We start from the raw sequence: 17,317 nt of genomic DNA on the forward strand, positions 1-17,317 counted from the left end.
GTCGCCGGGTTTAACGAGGCTCTTTAACGAGCGCGAGGCGGAACCGAGCGAGTGCGGCCGCTGCCATCGATGGCGACGAATACGAAGACCGCTTCGGTGACTTTGCGCCATTCGCTGGACAGCGGATCGTCGCTCCAGACCTCGACCATCATCTGGATCGAGCTGCGGCCGATTTCCAGTGCCTGTGTATAGAAGGAGAGCTGGGCGCCCACCGCCACCGGTACCAGAAACGCCATTCGGTCGATCGCCACCGTGGCCACGCGACCGCCGGCTACCTTGCTGGCCATCGCGGTACCCGCCAAATCCATCTGCGCCACCAGCCACCCGCCGAAAATATCGCCAAAGCCATTGGTTTCGCGGGGAAGCGCGGTGATTTGCAGGGCCAGGTCGCCTTGCGGGATCGGATCTTCTTGTTCGAGCTCTATCATGCCGGGGGTGCCTCTGACCCGTGACTCTTCTTTGGTAATGCCTGGTGGTAGCCGTCTTCAGGAAAAACGATTCAGCACCGAACATACTACGTTCGTCACGTTTTCCATAAGGCGCCTAAAGGGAAACTCTGCGAAATCGCCTATGAACCTGACAGGCGTTTTCGCACAGCAACCCTTGCAAGCCATTGCACAGTTGCGAGTATATCGGTCGGTAGACTCCGATACGACCGTCCGGTTCTCATTTTGACCGTCAAATAAGCACCTCTATGTGCTTTTTCGAACAATTTGCTATCGTGCCGGACCTGCCCGAGCCCTTGCCAGCGTTGTTGGGGCGGCAGACCTGACTATAAGAGAAGCCCTTGCCATGACCACAGCGCCCTCGAGTATCGCGCAGCCTTCACAACCAGCACGTCCATTGACCCGCAGCGACTACAAGACACTATCGCTGTCGGCCCTGGGTGGCGCGCTGGAGTTTTACGACTTCATCATCTTCGTGTTCTTCGCCACGGTGGTGGGCAAGCTTTTCTTCCCGGTGGACATGCCCGAGTGGCTGCGCCTGATGCAGACCTTCGGCATCTTCGCCGCCGGTTACCTGGCCCGGCCGCTGGGGGGCATCGTGATGGCGCACTTCGGCGACCTGCTGGGGCGCAAAAAGATGTTTACCCTGAGTATTTTCATGATGGCGGTGCCGACCCTGATCATGGGCCTGCTGCCGACCTATGCGCAGATCGGCATGTGGGCGCCGATCCTGCTGCTGCTGATGCGGGTGATCCAGGGCGCCGCGATTGGCGGTGAAGTGCCCGGCGCCTGGGTCTTCGTTTCCGAACACGTGCCGCAACGCCATATCGGTTATGCCTGCGGCACCCTGACCAGCGGCCTGACGGCGGGTATCTTGCTGGGTTCACTGGTGGCCACGGCGATCAACAGCGTTTATACCCCGGTGGAAGTCTCGGATTACGCCTGGCGGATTCCGTTCCTGCTGGGCGGTGTGTTCGGCCTGTTCTCGGTGTACCTGCGCCGTTGGCTGCACGAAACCCCGGTGTTCGCCGAACTGCAACTGCGCAAGGCTTTGGCCGAAGAAGTGCCGCTGCGTGCGGTGCTGCGTGATCATCGTGGTGCTATCGCCATTTCCATGCTGCTGACCTGGCTGCTGTCCGCCGCCATTGTGGTACTGATCCTGATGACCCCGACCGTGTTGCAGACGGTCTACCATTTCTCGCCAACCACGGCCCTGCAATCCAACAGCGTGGCGATTGTGCTACTGAGCTTTGGCTGCATCATTTCCGGTGCCCTGGCGGATCGCTTTGGTGCGGGGCGAGTGTTCGTGATCGGTTGTACCGCGTTGCTGGCCAGCTCCTGGACCTTCTATCACAACCTGGCTGACCACCCGGACTGGCTGTTCCCGATGTACGCCGTGACCGGCCTGCTGGTGGGCACCATCGGTGCGGTGCCTTACGTCATGGTCAAGGCGTTCCCGCCGGTGGTGCGCTTCAGCGGCCTGTCGTTTTCCTACAACGTTGCCTACGCAATTTTCGGCGGCCTGACGCCGATGATCGTCAGCCTGCTGCTCAAGGAAAGCCCGATGGGGCCGGCGTATTACGTGGCAGTGCTGTGTGGGGTGGGGATTTTGGTGGGTGCGTATCTCTGGAAGAAGGGTCGTTAATTTCGACTTTCCTATCGTCTGTACCGGCCCAATCGCCAGCAGGCTGGCTCCCACATTGAAATGCATTCCAATGTGGGAGCCAGCCTGCTGGCGATTGGGGCGCCATGAATCATCCAGGAAAAACTCCAATACTGGCCTTTCATCCAATTGTCATATTTCAGCCATAGAGTGTTCACACGGCCTGCTGATACTTGGCCCCGACTTAACACACCCTATCTGCTAGGAGTAAGGCATGAAACTGAAGCGTTTGATGGCGGCAATGACTTTTGTCGCTGCTGGCGTTGCGACTGCCAACGCGGTTGCCGCTGTTGACCCTGCTATCCCGAGCTACACCAAGACCACTGGTGTGTCGGGCAACCTGTCCAGCGTCGGCTCCGATACCCTGGCCAACCTCATGACCCTCTGGGCTGAGAACTACAAAAAAGAATACCCGAACGTAAACATTCAGATTCAGGCCGCTGGCTCCGCCACTGCGCCACCTGCGCTGACTGAAGGCACCTCCAACCTGGGCCCGATGAGCCGCAAGATGAAGGACACCGAACTGGCTGCCTTCGAGCAGAAGTACGGCTACAAGCCAACCGCAATCCCGGTTGCCGTGGACGCCCTGGCTGTATTCGTGCACAAGGACAACCCGATCCAGCACCTGACCATGGAACAGGTTGACTCGATCTTCTCGTCCACTCGTCTGTGCGGTGCTAAAACCGACGTGAAAACCTGGGGTGACCTGGGCGTGACCGGCGACCTGGCCAACAAGCCGGTTCAACTGTTTGGTCGTAACTCGGTATCCGGCACCTACGGCTACTTCAAGGAAGAAGCCCTGTGCAAAGGCGACTTCAAGCCAAACGTCAACGAACAACCAGGCTCGGCTTCGGTCGTGCAGTCGATCAGCTCCTCGCTGAACGGCATCGGTTACTCGGGCATCGGCTACAAAACCGCTAGCGTGAAGACGGTGGCCCTGGCCAAGAAAGGCAGCACCGACTTCATCGAAGACACCGAAGAAAACGCCCTGAACGGCAAGTACCCGCTGTCGCGCTTCCTGTACGTTTACGTCAACAAGGCCCCGAACAAGCCTCTGGCCCCGCTGGAAGCCGAGTTCGTGAAACTGGTTCTGTCCAAGCAGGGTCAGGAAGTTGTAGTGAAAGACGGCTACATCCCGCTGCCAGCCAAGGTTGCTGCAAAAGCACTGGCTGACCTGGGTCTGCAGGAAGGTAACAACGTAGCAAAAAAGTAAAACCCTGATCCGGGGCTAGCCCCGGATCTGTGTAGGAGCGAGCTTGCTCGCGATGGAAGTCGAGCCACAGAAAATGTGTCTGAATGTTCCATCTTCGCGAGCAAGCTCGCTCCTGCAACGGCTCAGGGTTGCCATTTTCGGTAACCCGGCCCTCCCCAATTCTCTGTCCACTGCCAGTTCCCGCTGGCGGCGGATTTGTTGCGTCACTGCACTGTCATCTTTCTGTCATACAGGATCGCTAGGGTGTGCGAATGAATGATCTGGCCAATTCCACAATGACTACAAATCCCCCCAAGCGAATTGATTTCAATACGCCTGAGCTACAACGCAAGCGCCGCATTCGCGCGCTCAAGGATCGCCTGACTCGCTGGTACGTTCTCGTGGGCGGCCTTGCCGTTCTGGCGGCGATCACACTGATTTTCTTCTTCCTTGCCTACGTGGTCATGCCCCTGTTCCAGGGGGCCAGCCTGACGGCCAAGGACGCCATCACGCCTGCCTGGATGCAAGATGCCGGCAAGCCGTTGATGTTTTCCCTTGAAGAGCAGAACCAGGTCGCCATGCGGGTTTCCGACAAAGGCCAGGCACTGTTCTTCGATATCGACAGTGGCGCTGAACTCAAGCGCGTCGATCTGCCGGTTCCTGCGGGTGCCAGCGTGACGTCCATCGGCGAAGATCAACCCGGTCACCCGCTGGTCGCCGTGGGCTTTTCCAACGGTCAGGCCCTGGTGTTCCGTCACACGTATAAAGTCAGCTATCCGGACGGCAAGAAAACCATCTCGCCGGCCATCGAATACCCTTACGGCGAAACGCCTATCGCGCTGAACGAAACCGGCGGTGCGCTGGAGCATGTCAGCCTCAACGCCAACGATTCGACCCTGATGCTGGTCGGTTCCACCGGTGCGCAACTCAATGTTCTGTCGCTGACCAGCGAAGAAAACATGATGACCGGCGAAATCACCAGCGAGCAGAAACGCATCGATCTGCCGCAAATGACCGAGCCGGTGAAGAACATCTTCGTCGACCCCCGTCAGCAATGGCTATACGTGGTCAACGGTCGTGCCCAGGCCGACGTGTTCAGCCTGCGTGACAAGAGCCTCAACGGTCGCTACAAACTGCTGGAAAACGGTGACGCTGAAATTACCGCCAGTACCCAGCTCGTAGGCGGCATCTCGCTGATCCTTGGCGATTCCAAAGGTGGCCTGGCCCAGTGGTTCATGGCGCGCGATCCGGATGGCGAACAGCGCCTGAAGCAGATCCGCACCTTCCAGATGGGCACCACGCCGATCGTGGAAATCACCGCCGAAGAGCGCCGCAAGGGCTTCGTCGCCCTGGATGCTTCCGGCAAACTCGGCGTGTTCCACAGTACCGCCCACCGCACCTTGCTGGTGGACCAGGTGGTCGAAGGCCAGGGCCTGTTCGGCCTGTCGCCACGGGCCAACCGCGTGATCGTGGAGCAAGGTGGCAAACTGCAGCCGTTGCTGCTGGATAACCCGCATCCGGAAGTGTCGTGGAGCGCGTTGTGGAGCAAGGTCTGGTACGAGAACTACGACGAGCCTAAATACGTCTGGCAATCGACTGCCGCCAACACCGACTTCGAACCGAAACTGAGCCTGTCCCCGCTGACGTTCGGCACCCTGAAAGCTGCGTTCTACGCCATGCTGCTGGCCGCGCCCCTGGCTGTCGCCGCTGCGATCTACACCGCGTACTTCATGGCCCCAGGCATGCGTCGCAAGGTCAAACCGGTGATCGAACTGATGGAAGCAATGCCGACGGTGATCCTCGGATTCTTCGCCGGACTGTTCCTCGCGCCGTATGTGGAAGGGCATCTGCCGGGCATCTTCAGCCTGTTGATGTTGTTGCCGATCGGTATTCTGGTCGCCGGTTTCACCTTCAGCCGCCTGCCTGAATCGATCCGCCTGAAAGTCCCTGACGGCTGGGAAAGTGCCCTGCTGATTCCGGTGATCCTATTCGTCGGCTGGCTCTCGCTGTACATGAGCCCGTACATGGAGAACTGGTTCTTCGGCGGCGATATGCGCATGTGGATCTCCCACGACTTGGGCATCACCTACGACCAGCGCAACGCATTGGTGGTCGGTCTGGCCATGGGCTTTGCGGTGATCCCGAACATCTACTCCATTGCCGAAGACGCCGTGTTCAGCGTACCGCGTGGCCTGACCCTCGGTTCCCTGGCCCTCGGTGCCACGCCGTGGCAGACCATGACCCGCGTGGTGATTCTTACCGCCAGCCCGGGCATCTTCTCGGCGCTGATGATCGGCATGGGCCGCGCGGTGGGTGAAACCATGATCGTGCTGATGGCCACCGGTAACACCCCGGTCATGGAGATGAACCTGTTCGAAGGCCTGCGCACCCTGGCGGCCAACGTCGCGGTGGAAATGCCGGAGTCGGAAGTCGGCGGCAGCCACTACCGCGTGCTGTTCCTCTCGGCGCTGGTGCTGCTGTTGTTCACCTTCATCATGAACACCCTCGCGGAACTGATTCGTCAGCGTCTGCGCAAGAAATACTCGTCGCTTTAAGAAAGGTAGAAGTCTGTGAAACAGAACTCCCTGAAAGGATGGTTCAAGAGCGGCGCCCCGGGCGTCTGGATCAGCGGTGGCGCGGTGTCCATCGCGGTCATCATGACCATTGGCCTGTTGGCGGTGATTGCCGTGCGCGGTCTGGGTCACTTCTGGCCGGCGGATCTGGTGCATGCCAGCTATGACGTGCCGGGCCAGGCCAATCACCTGGTCATCGGCGAAGTGGTACAGAAGGAAGAAGTGCCGCGCGCGCGCCTGAAAAGCGCTGGCCTGCCGGTGCCGGATGAAGGCCCGGAGTTCATGACCCGTGAGCTGATCAAGGTCGGCAACCGTGACCTGAACGGCACCGACTTCACCTGGATCGTTGGCGAGTGGCTGACCAATCAGAAAAACCCGGTCGAATTGATGGCGCTGGAGCGTCGTGAGTGGGGCAACTTCTACGGTTACCTGGTCAACGTCAAACAGGACGGCAAGGTGATCGCCGAAGGCGAAGCGGCCTGGCCCGAGTTGCAAGCGCGGATCAACCGTGTGAACCAACTGGCCGTGCAACTCAAGACCCTTGAAAAGGTCGACATCGGCGCGATCAACGCCGGTCTCGAGCGCATCCGCCTGCACAGCCGAAAACTGGAACTGGAAGGCAAGCTTGATCCAGCCGCGCAAGCGGACATGGAATCCGAGCGCGCCGAACTCAATGCCCGTTACCAGGACATCGAGGTGCGTCTGGGCGATCTGCACGCGCAGTTCAACCGCGACAGCCTGACCGCCCGTGATGCCAATGGCAAAGAAATCGAAATCAGCCTCGGTAAAGTGGTTCACGCCTATCAGCCGAACGCCATGGGCACCTTCACCAAGATTGGTTTCTACTTCAGCAAGGTGTGGGAATTCCTCAGCGATGACCCGCGTGAAGCGAACACCGAAGGCGGGATTTTCCCGGCGATCTTCGGCACCGTGATGATGACCCTGATCATGGCGATGATCGTGACCCCGTTCGGCGTGCTGGCGGCGGTGTACCTGCGTGAATACGCCAAGCAGAACACCCTGACCCGGGTGATCCGCATCGCGGTGAACAACCTGGCGGGCGTTCCGGCCATCGTTTATGGCGTATTCGGTCTGGGCTTCTTCGTCTATGTGCTGGGTGGCTCGCTCGATCGTCTGTTCTTCCCTGAGGCCTTGCCGGCGCCGACCTTCGGTACGCCAGGGCTGCTGTGGGCTTCGTTGACCCTGGCGCTACTGGCGGTGCCGGTGGTGATCGTGGCCACCGAAGAGGGCCTGGCGCGGATTCCTCGTACCGTGCGTGAGGGTTCGTTGGCCCTCGGCGCGACCAAGGCTGAAACCTTGTGGAAGATTGTGCTGCCAATGGCCAGTCCGGCGATGATGACCGGCATGATCCTCGCCGTCGCCCGTGCCGCGGGTGAAGTGGCGCCGCTGATGCTGGTGGGTGTGGTGAAACTGGCACCGTCGCTGCCGGTGGACGGTAACTACCCGTACCTGCACCTGGACCAGAAGATCATGCACCTGGGCTTCCATATTTATGACGTCGGCTTCCAGAGCCCGAACGTCGAAGCCGCGCGACCGCTGGTATACGCCACAGCGCTGTTGCTGGTGCTGGTGATTGCGACATTGAACCTGTCGGCCGTTTATATCCGTAACCACCTGCGCGAGAAGTACAAGGCGCTGGATAGCTGATTTACAGCAGCAATGATTTCTATGTGGGAGCCAGCCTGCTGGCGATGGCATCACCGCGGTTTCAGAGTTAAACCGCGTCGCTAGCATCGCCAGCAGGCTGACTCCCACAAAAACTGAACCGAATTTGTTAGCACAGGGAGCCTCCCATGCAGCACGAAGCACATACCCACGGCATCAACATGTCGGCCCTGGGTCGCGACAAACAGAGCCTGAGCCTCGAGCAGGAAACCGTGGCCATCGAAGTGCCGGGCCTGAGCCTGTATTACGGCGAGAAACAAGCGCTGTACGACGTCAGCATGAACATCCCGAAACAGCGCGTGACCGCCTTCATCGGCCCGTCCGGTTGCGGCAAGTCCACGCTGCTGCGTACCTTCAACCGTATGAACGACCTGGTCGATGGCTGCCGTGTCGAAGGCGCGATCAACCTGTACGGCAACAACATCTACCGCAAGGGCGAAGACGTCGCGGAGCTGCGTCGTCGTGTCGGCATGGTGTTCCAGAAGCCGAACCCGTTCCCGAAAACCATCTACGAGAACGTGGTCTACGGCCTGCGTATCCAGGGCATCAACAAAAAACGTGTACTCGACGAAGCTGTTGAGTGGGCGTTGAAAGGCGCGGCACTGTGGGACGAAGTCAAAGACCGTCTGCACGAGTCGGCACTGGGCCTGTCCGGTGGTCAGCAACAACGTCTGGTGATTGCCCGCACCATCGCCGTGGAACCGGAGGTGCTGCTGCTCGACGAACCTTGCTCGGCACTCGACCCGATCTCGACGCTGAAAGTGGAAGAGCTGATCTACGAACTGAAATCCAAGTTCACCATCGTTATCGTGACCCACAACATGCAGCAGGCCGCGCGGGTTTCCGACTACACGGCGTTCATGTACATGGGCAAACTGGTGGAGTTCGGCGACACCGACACTCTTTTCACCAATCCGGCGAAGAAGCAGACCGAAGACTATATTACGGGGCGCTACGGCTAGTGGGGGAGCTGCAGGCCGCAAGCTTCAAGCGGCAAGTAAAAGCAGTTCAGCATAACGACACACATCAGCTTGCAGCTTGTAGCTTGCAGCTCACAGCTTTTGCGGAGCAGACACAATGATTTCTAAGGAAGGCCTCACACACCACATTTCCGCGCAGTTCAACGCCGAGCTCGAGGAAGTACGCAGCCACCTCCTGGCCATGGGCGGGCTGGTCGAGAAGCAGGTCAACGACGCGGTGACCGCGCTGATCGAGGCCGACTCCGGCCTGGCCCAGCAAGTGCGCGAGATCGACGACCAGATCAACCAGATGGAACGCAACATCGACGAAGAATGCCTGCGTATTCTGGCCCGTCGCCAGCCGGCGGCATCCGACTTGCGCCTGATTATCAGCATCTCCAAATCGGTGATCGACCTGGAGCGCATCGGTGATGAAGCGACCAAGATCGCCCGTCGCGCCATTCAGCTGTGCGAAGAAGGCGAAGCGCCACGCGGTTACGTCGAGGTGCGCCACATTGGCGACCAGGTCCGCAACATGGTGCGCGATGCCCTGGACGCCTTTGCCCGTTTCGACGCCGACCTGGCGTTGTCGGTGGCGCAGTACGACAAGATCATCGACCGCGAATACAAGACGGCCCTGCGTGAGCTGGCGACCTACATGATGGAAGACCCACGCTCTATCTCGCGGGTCTTGAGCATCATCTGGGTGCTGCGTTCGCTGGAGCGCATCGGTGACCATGCGCGCAATATCTCGGAGCTGGTGATTTATCTGGTGCGCGGCACTGACGTGCGCCACCTGGGCCTTAAACGCATGAAGGAAGAAGTTGAGGGAACAAGTGGCGAAACCGCTAATGTTCCGGGCAAAGCTGACGATAAGTAAGGTTGCCCCAGGACGCGCCCGGCCCTTTGGCCGGGCGTTTTTGTTTGTGGCTTACGAATTCGAAAAGCAGCACCCGCGAACGAAAAGTGCCGGCGTGACTGAAGGTTTTTGGCAAAGTGCCATCAGCAAAGCGGTATGCTTGCCGGGATTTTTTAAAGGGGTTATGGATGAGTAAGGTCAGTGTATTGGTCGTGGACGATGCCTCGTTCATTCGTGACCTGGTAAAAAAATGCCTGCGTAACTATTTCCCGGGCATGCGGATCGAAGACGCCGTCAACGGCAGGAAGGCTCAGGCCCTGCTGGCTCGGGAAGCGTTCGACCTGGTTCTGTGCGACTGGGAAATGCCGGAAATGTCCGGCCTGGAACTGCTGACCTGGTGCCGTGAGCAAGACAATCTCAAAGGCATGCCGTTCGTCATGGTGACCAGCCGTGGCGACAAAGAGAACGTCGTCCAGGCGATCCAGGCCGGGGTATCCGGTTATGTCAGCAAGCCATTCACCAACGAGCAACTGATCACCAAGGTCAAGCAGGCGCTGCACAAGGTCGGCAAGCTCGACTCCTTGATGAACACCGCCAACACCAAAACCAGCTCGGCATTCGGCAATGACTCGCTGAATGCATTGACCGGTGGCAAGGCCGCCGTGGTGGTGTCCACTGCACCTGCACCTGCACCTGCACCTGCTGCGGCAGCCGCCCCAGCCCGTGGTTTGCTCAACAGCCCACCGGTCAAGGCACCGGTAGCCGCTGCGGCCGCCGTGGGAGGGCGTGGCCAGGGTCAACTGCGCTTGCCGAACGGCATTCAGCAATGCGTGATCAAGGCCCTGAGCCTCAAGGAAGCGCTGCTGGTGGTCAAACGTGCCGACACCTTGCCGCAAGTGCTCGACAGCGCCGTACTCGACCTGGAGCAGGGCGACAACGCCGAAACCGCGCGCCTGAACGGCTACCTGCACGCCATCGTCGCCCACGAGCAGAAACCTGACAGCGAATGGTTGCAACTGACCTTCCGCTTCGTCGATCAGGATGCGCAGAAGCTTGATTACATCTCCCGATTGATTGCCCGGGGCACGGCGCAGAAGCACTTCATTCCGGGCGCGTAATCTTCGTCGCCTGGCTGTCCGTCTTCGCAAGCAAGCCCGCTCCCACTTTGGAATGCATTTCAACTGTGGGAGCGGGCTTGCTCCGGGCGGCGTTCCGACGAAGGGGCCATCACCTGTACCACACATCACCCTGATCCACCCATCTTGAAACATCTGCCGACTACCCGGGTCCATTGCAGCTGCTAGGCTCCTTCCCAGGCCTTACTCGACAGAACCCTGCCCATGTACGCGCGCCTGCTGTATTTCTGTGGTCTTTTCATGGCCTCCACTTCGGCTGTGGCCATGACGATCTACACGTCCACCGACGCCAATGGCGTGGTCTCCTACAGTGATCGCCCCATCAAGGGCGCCAAGGTGTTCGTCTTTCGCGATCGCATGGACGAGCACCTGGAACGTCAGGTGTACCTCGATATCAAAAAGCTCAAAGGCATGGACAGTGTGTTTGTGCGCAATGACCTGTATGCGCCGGTAGAGATCGAACTGAGTTTTGCTGGCTTGAACAACGTCAGTGGTGCGCCGAGTCGGCCGATCCGTCGGGTGATGCCTGCCCGCAGCAGCATTCGTCTGGCGCTGCTCAAAGCCAGCCGCCCCGGAAAGCCGCTGGTGTATACCCCAAGGTTCGAATATTCCCTGGGCGACCCGTCAGGGGCCGCCATGGCCTATCGCTACCCGCTGCCTTGGCGAGGTGGGCCGTTTCGCCTGAGTCAGGGTGCCAATGGTCAATACAGCCACTATGGGCCGAAGAACCGTTACGCCATGGACATCGCCATGCCCGTGGGCACGCCGATCGTCGCCGCCCGTGGCGGAGTCGTGGTGAAAACCGAAAACCGCCAGACCGGGCGCGGCACCGACCCGTCGGGCAATTTCGTGCGGGTGCTGCACGATGACGGCACCATGGGCGTGTATCTGCACCTGAAAAAGGGCTCGGTCAGTGTTCGCGAGGGGCAGCGGGTGGCAGTGGGCAGTGCGCTGGCACTGTCAGGCAATACCGGCAACAGCAGCGGGCCGCATCTGCACTTCGCGGTGCAGCGCAATACCGGGATGGGGCTGGTGTCGATACCGTTCCGGTTCAATCAGCCGGTGGGGGCTTTGCCCAACTTTGCGTTGGGCAAACAATGAGGTGTTGCTTGAGCTGACGCCTTCGCGAGCCTGCTCGCGAAGGGATCGAATGGGTGTCAGATCAGTGTGTCAATCGAGCATCAACACCTTGGCCAGGACAATCTTCGGCCCTTTCATCTTCTTGATGATGATCCGCAGGCCTTCGACTTCCAGTACTTCTTCCTCTTCCGGCACCCGCTTGAGGCTGTCGTAAACCAGTCCGGCGAGTGTTTCGGCTTCGACGTGGTCCAGATCAATGCCCAGCAGCCGTTCAACTTTGAACAGCGGCGTATCACCGCGCACCAGCAGTTTGCCCGGCTGGTACGCGAGGATCCCGCGCTCGGCCTTGCGGTGTTCGTCCTGGATGTCACCCACCAGCACTTCCAGCACGTCTTCCATGGTCAGGTAGCCGATGATATTGCCGTCGGCCTCTTCAACCACGGCGAAGTGCGAGCCGCCCTTGCGGAACTGCTCCAGCAACTGCGACAGCGGCATGTGCCGGGATACACGCTCCAGCGGGCGGGTCAGTTCGGCCAGGTTGAACGACTCGGGAATGTGGTCCAGGGCTGCCAGCTCCAGCAGCAGGTCCTTGATGTGCAGCAGGCCGACGAACTCCTGGCGCTCGCTGTCGTACACCGGATAGCGGCTGAACTTGTGGCGACGAAACATCGCCAGGATTTCCTTGAGCGGTGCGTTGAACTCCAGGGTCACCAGGTCTTCGCGGGAGTTGGCCCAATCGACCACTTCCAGCTCGCCCATTTCCACCGCCGAGGCCAATACGCGCATGCCTTGGTCGCTTGGGTCCTGGCCACGGCTGGAGTGCAGGATCAGTTTCAGTTCTTCACGGCTGTAGTGGTGCTCGTGGTGCGGGCCGGGCTCGCCTTGCCCTGCAATGCGCAGGATCTGGTTGGCGCTGGCGTTGAGCAAGTAGATGGCCGGGTACATGGCCCAGTAGAACAGGTACAGCGGCACCGCCGTCCACAGCGACAGCAATTCGGGTTTGCGGATCGCCCAGGATTTCGGCGCCAGTTCGCCGACCACGATGTGCAGGTACGAAATGATGAAGAACGCGGTGAAGAACGACACCGCCTTGACCACTTCGGGGGAGTCCACGCCAGCCGCGCTCAGTACAGGTGCCAGAAGGTGGGCGAACGCCGGCTCACCGACCCAGCCCAGGCCCAGAGAGGCGAGGGTGATACCCAATTGGCACGCCGACAGGTAAGCATCGAGCTGACTGTGCACCGTGCGCAGGATGTGCCCGCGCCAGCCGTGCTGCTCAGCGATGGCTTCGACCCGGGTCGAGCGCAATTTGACCATGGCAAATTCGGCCGCAACGAAAAAGCCGTTGAGCAAAACCAGGATCAGAGCAAAAAGAATCATGCCGAAGTCGGCGAATATTGTTGCGAGGGACAAGCCAGGGGAAGGGTCCATGATGGAGTTTTGCGGGTTCCGTGTATTCGAATGGAAAGAAAAAAGTGCGCCTGAAAAGCAGGCGCAAGTCAGCCAATGTAACGGCTGACCGTGCGATTGCCTAGTGGCGCGTGCTGGCCGGTATCAGTCCGCGGTACTGATGACCCGGGATTTGCTGACCTGGGCAGGGGCGAAATGGCAGGTAAAGGTGCTGCCGTGGCCCGGTACGCTGCTGATCTCCATGCGCGCGCGATGGCGCAACAGCACGTGTTTGACGATGGCCAGGCCCAGCCCGGTGCCGCCGGTGTTGGAGTTGCGGCTGGAGTCGACGCGGTAGAAACGTTCAGTCAGGCGCGGCAGGTGTTTGCTGTCGATGCCGATGCCGGAGTCCTGCACGCTCAGGTGCGCGCCTTGCTCATCGCCCCACCAGCGAATACGAATGTTGCCTTCGGCCTGGGTGTATTTCACTGCGTTGAACACCAGATTGGAAAACGCGCTGCGTAATTCCGTTTCGCTGCCCTTGAGCAGGATCGTCGGGTCGGCTTCCAGGGAAATTTTCTGGTTTTTCTGGCCCGACAGCTGTTGCGCATCACTTTTGATCGATTGCAGCAAACCGTCGATGGCCACCGGTTGGTTGTCCGACGGGTAATCGGTGGCTTCCAGTTTCGCCAGCAGCAGCAAGTCGTTGAGCAAGGTCTGCATGCGCCCGCCCTGTTGCTGCATTTGCTGCAGGGCGCGGGTCCAGCGCGGGTTCACTTCCTCGACGTTGTCGAGCAGGGTTTCCAGATAGCCGCAAATGACTGTCAGCGGCGTGCGCAGCTCATGGGATACGTTGGCGATGAAGTCTTTGCGCATCTGTTCCAGCTGATGGATGCGCGTCACGTCGCGCACCAGCATCAAATGCTCATTGTTGCCGTAGCGGGTGATGTACAACTGAATGCGCATCCGGTCGTTGGTCGGCGAGGGGATTTCCAACGGCTCGGCATAACTGTCCTGCTCGAAGTACTCCTTGAACCGCGGATGGCGCACCAGGTTGGTCACCGGCTGGCCGCTGTCCTGCGGGGTCTTGAGGCCCAGCAGGGTCTCGGCGGCGCGGTTCCACCATTCCAGGTTGCCGTCGCTGTCGAGCATGACCACCGCGTCCTTCAAGGCCGCCGTGGATTCCTGTACGCGGTCGATCACCGCTTGCAGGCGCCCGCGCACGCGTTGGTCACGACGTTGCAGGTGGTAGATGCTGTCGAACACCTCGCCCCACAGGCCATAGCCATCGGGCGGTGCTTCATCGGGTTTGTGCAGGCGCAGCCATTCGTGCAGCCGCAGCAATTGTTTGAGCGTCCAGGCCAGGTAAAGGCCCAGTCCCGCAGCGAGGCTCCAGCCGTAGTAGCCGGTAATCAGGCCGATCACCAGGCAAGCGGTGACCAGTAGCAGCATGTGGCGAATCAGGGTGCCATGCCAGTTTTGGTTCACTTGAACGCGCGTCCTTGTCTACTTCTAAAGCGGGAAAAGTCCGGATCAGGCTTTGGTAGAAAAGCGATACCCGGTGCCGCGCACGGTTTGTACCAGGTTTTCATAGGCATCGCCGAGGGCTTTGCGCAGGCGACGGATGTGCACGTCGACGGTGCGCTCCTCGACGTAGACGTTGCCGCCCCAGACCTGATCCAGCAACTGGCCACGGGTATAGGCACGTTCCTGGTGGGTCATGAAAAACTGCAGCAGACGGTATTCGGTCGGCCCCATTTCCGCGGGTTTGCCATCGATGGTCACGCGGTGGCCGATCGGGTCCAACAACAGGCCACCGACTTCAATCGGCGCCTCGCCATCGCTCGGGCCGGCACGGCGCAATACGGCTTTGAGGCGCGCAACCAGCTCGCGGGGGGAAAAGGGTTTGGTGATGTAATCGTCGGCGCCGACTTCCAGGCCCTGGATCTTGTTGTCCTCTTCACCCTTGGCCGTGAGCATGATGATCGGGATATCCCCGGTCAGCTCATCGCGCTTGAGGCGCCGGGCCAGCTCGATGCCGGACGTGCCGGGCAGCATCCAGTCGAGCAGGATCAGGTCCGGTTTGCGGTCGACGATAATGGCGTGGGCCTGCTGGGAGTTTTCCGCCTCCAGGCAGTCATAGCCGGCCATTTCCAACGCAACGGCGATCATTTCGCGAATGGGCGCTTCGTCGTCGACGATCAGAATGCTCCTGCCAACCATGCCTTAATCCTCTTGTCATTTAACTGTCTTGCGCCGCATTAGATAACGGAATTATTGCAGTCGTGTGACAGTATTTTAGTCGCCTGCGGTTGTCACGAACCTGGACTAAGCTCTAAGTCCGAATCCTGACAACCACAAAAGGAAGGTTTCCATGAAGCTATGCCCGCAATCCTTCAAAGGCCTGCTGTTGGCGGCTGCCCTCGCTTTACCAACAATGGCCTTCGCTGCCGAGCCGGCGATGATGAAAGGCGGCGTGATGACCGACCACAAAGGCATGACGTTGTACACCTTCGACAAGGACACCGGCGGCAAGTCTGCCTGTACCGGCCAGTGCGCGGAAAATTGGCCGCCACTGATGGCAGAGGCGGGTGCCAAGGCAGAGGGTAAATGGAGCGTTATCAAACGTGATGACGGCAGCATGCAATGGGCCTACGACGGCAAGCCGTTGTACTACTTCGTCAAGGACAAGGCCCCGGGAGACATGACGGGCGACAAGATGAAAGACGTTTGGCACGTTGTGCGTGAGTCGCAGAAGTAATGGAAACGGTGAGCTGAAAAAGATCGCAGCCTGCGCCAGCGCCTACTGGTGTACACCCACCCATGTAGGAGCTACCGCAGGCTGTGATCTTTTCAGTTTTTCAACGCAACGCGTAATCCAGCACAATCCCGACAAAAATCGCTAACCCGGCCCAATGATTGTGCAAAAAAGCCTTGAAGCAGCGCATGCGGTCCTTGTTGCGGGTGTACCAGAATTCCCAGACAAAACAGCCCGCCGCCACCGCCAGGCCGAGGTGGAACCAGCCGCCAAGCTCGAACTTCGAACCGGCCAGCAACAGGCAACCCAGCGCCAATCCTTGCAGGGTCAGGATGATCACCCGGTCCGCCTCGCCAAACAGAATCGCCGTGGATTTCACGCCGATCTTCAAGTCGTCGTCACGGTCGGTCATCGCGTAATAAGTGTCGTAGCCCACCGTCCACATCAGGTTGGCGATCCACAGCAGCCAGGCTACCGCCGGTAACTCGCCGGTTTCGGCGGTGAACGCCATCGGCATTCCCCAGGAAAACGCCGCGCCCAGCACCACTTGCGGGTAATAGGTGTAACGCTTCATGAATGGATAAGTGCAGGCCAGGGCCAGGCCGCCGAACGACAGCCAGATCGTTGCCGCATTGGTGCACAGCACCAGCAGGAAACTCACGCCCATCAGCAAGGCGAAGAACACCAGCGCTTCTTTGGAGCTGATCTTGCCGCTGGGCAGCGGGCGCTGTTCGGTGCGCTTCACATGGCCGTCGACCTTGCGGTCCGCCCAATCGTTGATCACGCAGCCGCCCGCGCGGGTCAGCACCACGCCAAGGACGAAAATCACGATATTGGCCAGTGACGGCGAGCCCTTGCCGGCAATCCACAGCGCCCATAACGTAGGCCACAGCAGCAGATAGATGCCGATAGGCTTGTCCATGCGCGTCAGCTGAATGAAATCCCAGGCCCGTGGGTTCAAGCGATTGAGGGACTTGAGCAGGCTCTGGTACATCAAGAGTTCTCCGGATGGGCGCGGGCGGCGCTCCATAGGGTCGGCAGGAAGATTTCAGCCACCAGCACGCTCAACGTACCGCGGTCGAAGCGCGAACGGCGACCCCACAGCTCAGGCGCCTGCACTTCGGTCGGCAGCCACGCTTGAGGATAGTGACAAACCTCGATGGCGCGGCGCTGGAAGGCGTGGTCGCAAAACAATAGCTCGCCCAGGGAGCGACTGCCCAGTTCGTCCATGTGCAAGCCGTCGCCCTGCAACGCGCTGCGCGCCGCGACGCTGCGGGCAAATACCCAGGCCTGGCCATGCCCACGCAAGTACACCTCGCGCACCCAGCCTTCGCTGCCTTCGGCCAGGTCCAGCGCGGCGCATTCATCGGCGCGCAGGGTTTGCCAGCCTTCGAACAGCGGCGTGACGCTGAAACCGTCATTCGACAAGCGGGTCAGGCGTCGGGTCAGCGATCCTTCGTCAAACAGCCAGTCGAGGATAAACGGGTCGGGGAGGGGCGTCAGCAAGCTTTGAGGGAGCCAGAGTGGGGCCGAACAGGGGGATTTTGTGTGTTGCACAATGAGTCATTATTGGCAG

The 17,317-nt window shown here is 59.9% G+C and carries 15 protein-coding genes; 9 read left to right on the top strand and 6 right to left on the bottom strand.

What is annotated here, in order from left to right:
• Positions 1–23: 23 nt before the first annotated feature.
• The gene (locus AC07ZE_RS01095) at positions 24–428 is read right to left on the bottom strand and encodes an acyl-CoA thioesterase (protein ID WP_007896491.1); all 405 of its coding nucleotides are present in this window, start codon (positions 426–428) and stop codon (positions 24–26) included.
• Positions 429–792: 364 nt separating this feature from the next.
• Here AC07ZE_RS01095 and AC07ZE_RS01100 point away from each other — a divergent pair, with 364 nt between their 5' ends.
• From AC07ZE_RS01100 to AC07ZE_RS01135, 8 genes are all read left to right on the top strand, one after another.
• Positions 793–2,091 carry an MFS transporter gene (locus AC07ZE_RS01100; protein ID WP_207260141.1) on the top strand — a complete coding sequence of 433 codons (1,299 nt, stop codon included), beginning with the start codon at positions 793–795 and terminating at the stop codon, positions 2,089–2,091.
• A gap of 232 nt (positions 2,092–2,323) precedes the next feature.
• Entirely contained in the window at positions 2,324–3,322 is a 999-nt protein-coding gene (locus tag AC07ZE_RS01105; RefSeq protein WP_095194605.1) for a phosphate ABC transporter substrate-binding protein PstS, read from the top strand.
• 251 nt (positions 3,323–3,573) lie between these two features.
• Complete coding sequence (locus AC07ZE_RS01110) at positions 3,574–5,856, top strand: ABC transporter permease subunit (RefSeq protein ID WP_207260143.1); 2,283 nt, start codon at positions 3,574–3,576, stop codon at positions 5,854–5,856.
• A gap of 15 nt (positions 5,857–5,871) precedes the next feature.
• Positions 5,872–7,542 carry a phosphate ABC transporter permease PstA gene (gene pstA / locus AC07ZE_RS01115; protein WP_207260145.1) on the top strand — a complete coding sequence of 557 codons (1,671 nt, stop codon included), beginning with the start codon at positions 5,872–5,874 and terminating at the stop codon, positions 7,540–7,542.
• 146 nt (positions 7,543–7,688) lie between these two features.
• Positions 7,689–8,522, top strand: coding sequence for a phosphate ABC transporter ATP-binding protein PstB (gene pstB / locus AC07ZE_RS01120; RefSeq protein ID WP_207260147.1), 834 nt, complete (start codon positions 7,689–7,691; stop codon positions 8,520–8,522).
• Positions 8,523–8,637: 115 nt separating this feature from the next.
• Positions 8,638–9,399: a phosphate signaling complex protein PhoU gene (phoU, locus tag AC07ZE_RS01125; RefSeq protein ID WP_008150055.1), complete on the top strand. Its 762-nt coding sequence runs from the start codon at positions 8,638–8,640 to the stop codon at positions 9,397–9,399.
• 167 nt (positions 9,400–9,566) lie between these two features.
• Positions 9,567–10,496: a response regulator gene (locus AC07ZE_RS01130; RefSeq protein WP_207260150.1), complete on the top strand. Its 930-nt coding sequence runs from the start codon at positions 9,567–9,569 to the stop codon at positions 10,494–10,496.
• Positions 10,497–10,718: 222 nt separating this feature from the next.
• On the top strand, positions 10,719–11,615 hold the full coding sequence (locus tag AC07ZE_RS01135; RefSeq protein ID WP_207260153.1) for a peptidoglycan DD-metalloendopeptidase family protein: 897 nt from the start codon (positions 10,719–10,721) through the stop codon (positions 11,613–11,615).
• Positions 11,616–11,684: 69 nt separating this feature from the next.
• On the opposite strand, the gene AC07ZE_RS01140 is transcribed toward AC07ZE_RS01135, so the two are convergent.
• From AC07ZE_RS01140 to phoB, 3 genes are all read right to left on the bottom strand, one after another.
• Positions 11,685–13,025, bottom strand: coding sequence for a hemolysin family protein (locus tag AC07ZE_RS01140; RefSeq protein WP_137806612.1), 1,341 nt, complete (start codon positions 13,023–13,025; stop codon positions 11,685–11,687).
• Between the two features lie 123 nt (positions 13,026–13,148).
• Positions 13,149–14,435: a phosphate regulon sensor histidine kinase PhoR gene (gene phoR / locus AC07ZE_RS01145; RefSeq protein ID WP_219739455.1), complete on the bottom strand. Its 1,287-nt coding sequence runs from the start codon at positions 14,433–14,435 to the stop codon at positions 13,149–13,151.
• Positions 14,436–14,516: 81 nt separating this feature from the next.
• Positions 14,517–15,206 carry a phosphate regulon transcriptional regulator PhoB gene (gene phoB, locus AC07ZE_RS01150; protein ID WP_008064504.1) on the bottom strand — a complete coding sequence of 230 codons (690 nt, stop codon included), beginning with the start codon at positions 15,204–15,206 and terminating at the stop codon, positions 14,517–14,519.
• 151 nt (positions 15,207–15,357) lie between these two features.
• Between phoB and AC07ZE_RS01155 the strand changes: the two genes are divergently transcribed.
• The gene (locus tag AC07ZE_RS01155; protein ID WP_207260155.1) at positions 15,358–15,744 is read left to right on the top strand and encodes a COG4315 family predicted lipoprotein; all 387 of its coding nucleotides are present in this window, start codon (positions 15,358–15,360) and stop codon (positions 15,742–15,744) included.
• A gap of 100 nt (positions 15,745–15,844) precedes the next feature.
• On the opposite strand, the gene ubiA is transcribed toward AC07ZE_RS01155, so the two are convergent.
• Positions 15,845–16,735, bottom strand: coding sequence for a 4-hydroxybenzoate octaprenyltransferase (ubiA, locus tag AC07ZE_RS01160; protein WP_207260161.1), 891 nt, complete (start codon positions 16,733–16,735; stop codon positions 15,845–15,847).
• A complete protein-coding gene (locus tag AC07ZE_RS01165; RefSeq protein ID WP_207260163.1) occupies positions 16,735–17,298 on the bottom strand; it encodes a chorismate--pyruvate lyase family protein in 564 nt (187 codons plus the stop codon). Before AC07ZE_RS01165 ends, ubiA begins: the two co-directional genes overlap by 1 nt.
• Positions 17,299–17,317: the final 19 nt, after the last annotated feature.

Source organism: Pseudomonas sp. GW101-3H06, assembly GCF_059424605.1.

What these genes read in the sequence shown, in the direction of transcription:
- AC07ZE_RS01095 (WP_007896491.1), bottom strand. Translation starts at nt 428, where the DNA reads ATGATAGAGCTCGAACAAGAAGATCCGATCCCGCAAGGCGACCTGGCC.
- AC07ZE_RS01100 (WP_207260141.1), top strand. Translation starts at nt 793, where the DNA reads ATGACCACAGCGCCCTCGAGTATCGCGCAGCCTTCACAACCAGCACGT.
- AC07ZE_RS01105 (WP_095194605.1), top strand. Translation starts at nt 2,324, where the DNA reads ATGAAACTGAAGCGTTTGATGGCGGCAATGACTTTTGTCGCTGCTGGC.
- AC07ZE_RS01110 (WP_207260143.1), top strand. Translation starts at nt 3,574, where the DNA reads ATGAATGATCTGGCCAATTCCACAATGACTACAAATCCCCCCAAGCGA.
- pstB (WP_207260147.1), top strand. Translation starts at nt 7,689, where the DNA reads ATGCAGCACGAAGCACATACCCACGGCATCAACATGTCGGCCCTGGGT.
- phoU (WP_008150055.1), top strand. Translation starts at nt 8,638, where the DNA reads ATGATTTCTAAGGAAGGCCTCACACACCACATTTCCGCGCAGTTCAAC.
- AC07ZE_RS01130 (WP_207260150.1), top strand. Translation starts at nt 9,567, where the DNA reads ATGAGTAAGGTCAGTGTATTGGTCGTGGACGATGCCTCGTTCATTCGT.
- AC07ZE_RS01135 (WP_207260153.1), top strand. Translation starts at nt 10,719, where the DNA reads ATGTACGCGCGCCTGCTGTATTTCTGTGGTCTTTTCATGGCCTCCACT.
- AC07ZE_RS01140 (WP_137806612.1), bottom strand. Translation starts at nt 13,025, where the DNA reads ATGGACCCTTCCCCTGGCTTGTCCCTCGCAACAATATTCGCCGACTTC.
- phoR (WP_219739455.1), bottom strand. Translation starts at nt 14,435, where the DNA reads ATGCTGCTACTGGTCACCGCTTGCCTGGTGATCGGCCTGATTACCGGC.
- phoB (WP_008064504.1), bottom strand. Translation starts at nt 15,206, where the DNA reads ATGGTTGGCAGGAGCATTCTGATCGTCGACGACGAAGCGCCCATTCGC.
- AC07ZE_RS01155 (WP_207260155.1), top strand. Translation starts at nt 15,358, where the DNA reads ATGAAGCTATGCCCGCAATCCTTCAAAGGCCTGCTGTTGGCGGCTGCC.
- ubiA (WP_207260161.1), bottom strand. Translation starts at nt 16,735, where the DNA reads ATGTACCAGAGCCTGCTCAAGTCCCTCAATCGCTTGAACCCACGGGCC.